Raw genomic sequence first — 1,622 nt, forward strand, 5'->3', positions numbered from 1 at the left:
GGAGGCAGGCCCGGCGGCAGACCGAGGCGGCCCAGGCGCAGTACCGGCGCGAGGCCGACGAGACCGAAAGTGGACCCACTTCTTCAGGGGCGCGGGGAACTGCGCGACTAGCCCCCACCGTCCCGCACTCGCCGGACAACCGAACCCGGTACCCCGCTAGGCGCTCGCCAACTCCTCCGCCATCGCCGCGCGCAGCCGTAGCGTCGTCACCAACCGCTGAAACGCCTCCGCCCAATACCCCCCGGCCCCGGGACTCGCGTCCTCCCCCTCGTCCGGTATCGCCATCAACCCCTCCAACCGCCCGGCCTCCGCAGGATCCAGGCACCGCTCGGCCAGCCCCATCACCCCACTGAAGCTCCACGGATAACTCCCCGCGTCCCGCGCGATGTTGAGCGCGTCCACCACGGCCCGCCCCAGCGGCGCAGCCCATGGCACCGCACATACCCCGAGCAGCTGGAACGCCTCCGACAACCCGTGCGTCGCGATGAACCCCGCGACCCACTCGGCCCGCTCGGCGGAGCCCAACGTGCCGAGGAGCTTCGCCCGCTCCGCCAACGACACCACCCCAGGCCCTCCGGCCTCCGGCGCCGCGGGCGTGCCGAGCAGCGCCCGCGCCCACCCCGCGTCCCGCTGCCGTACGGCGGCCCTGCACCACGCCGCGTGCAGTTCGTTCCGCCAGTCGTCCGCCACCGGGAGCGCCACGATCTCCTCCGGCGTCCGGCCGCCGAGCCGTCCCGGCCAGGTGCTCAGCGGCGCCGCCTCCACCAACTGGCCGAACCACCAGGAGCGTTCGCCCCTCCCCGAGGGGGCCTTGGCCACGACGCCGTCGCGCTCCATGCCCGCGTCGCACTCGTGCGGGGCCTCTACGGTGAGTACCGGTGTGCTCCTCGTGTTCTGTGCGCTCCGCGCGTTCTGCATGTTCTGCATGTTCTGTGCGCTCTGCGTGTTCTGCGGGCTCTGTGTGCTCTGCGCGCTCTGTGTGTGGTCGACGGCCACGCACGCTCCGGCCCTGACCGCCATCCGTCCCGCCAGCGCCGAGCCCGGCAGCGCGGAGAGCAACTCCGCCGCCGTCGCCCGGACGTTGCGGCTCCGGTCGGCCAACGCCTGTTCCAGGAAGGGCTCGTCGTCGGGGCCGAGACGGGTGCGCAGGGAGTCGAGGAACATCAGCCGGTCCTCGGCCCGCTCCGTCGCCCACGTCGTCGCCAGCAACTCGCGTGCCGCACCGGCATCCTGGGCGCGCACCGCCGAGAGCAGGGCGACCCGCTCGGCGAACAGCCCTTCCTCCCACAGCCGTTGGATACCGGCGGGGTTCTCGACGGACGGCAGCGCGGCGCCGCCGCCCGGTGCCGCGCGCAGGGCGAAGCGCCAGTCCGGGTTCAGCCGGGCCAGCCAGGTGGCGCGGGGGCCCGCGAAGGCCAGGGCCGGCGGCCGCAGGTCCGTGCGGCCCCGGGCCGCGTCCAGCAGGGCGGGCAGCAGCTGCGGAGGTGCCGCGAAACCACGGGAGTTGGCCGCCTGGAGCCACTGCGGCAGCAGCTCCATCAGGTCGGGGGCTCGGCGCTGTTCCGGGGGCAGCTGGCGCAGGCCGTCTCCCGGTACGGGCGGGCGGTGGCCGCGCACGAGGC

The 1,622-nt window shown here is 74.5% G+C and carries 1 protein-coding gene; it reads right to left on the reverse strand.

What is annotated here, in order from left to right:
- Positions 1–156 precede the first annotated feature (156 nt).
- Positions 157–1,622: DUF5691 domain-containing protein (locus ABZ896_RS52750; protein WP_360946677.1), on the reverse strand; the 1,466-nt coding region annotated here is incomplete at its 5' end.

The sequence above is a fragment of the Streptomyces sp. NPDC047072 genome (genome assembly GCF_040643855.1).
Lineage (GTDB): Bacteria > Actinomycetota > Actinomycetes > Streptomycetales > Streptomycetaceae > Streptomyces.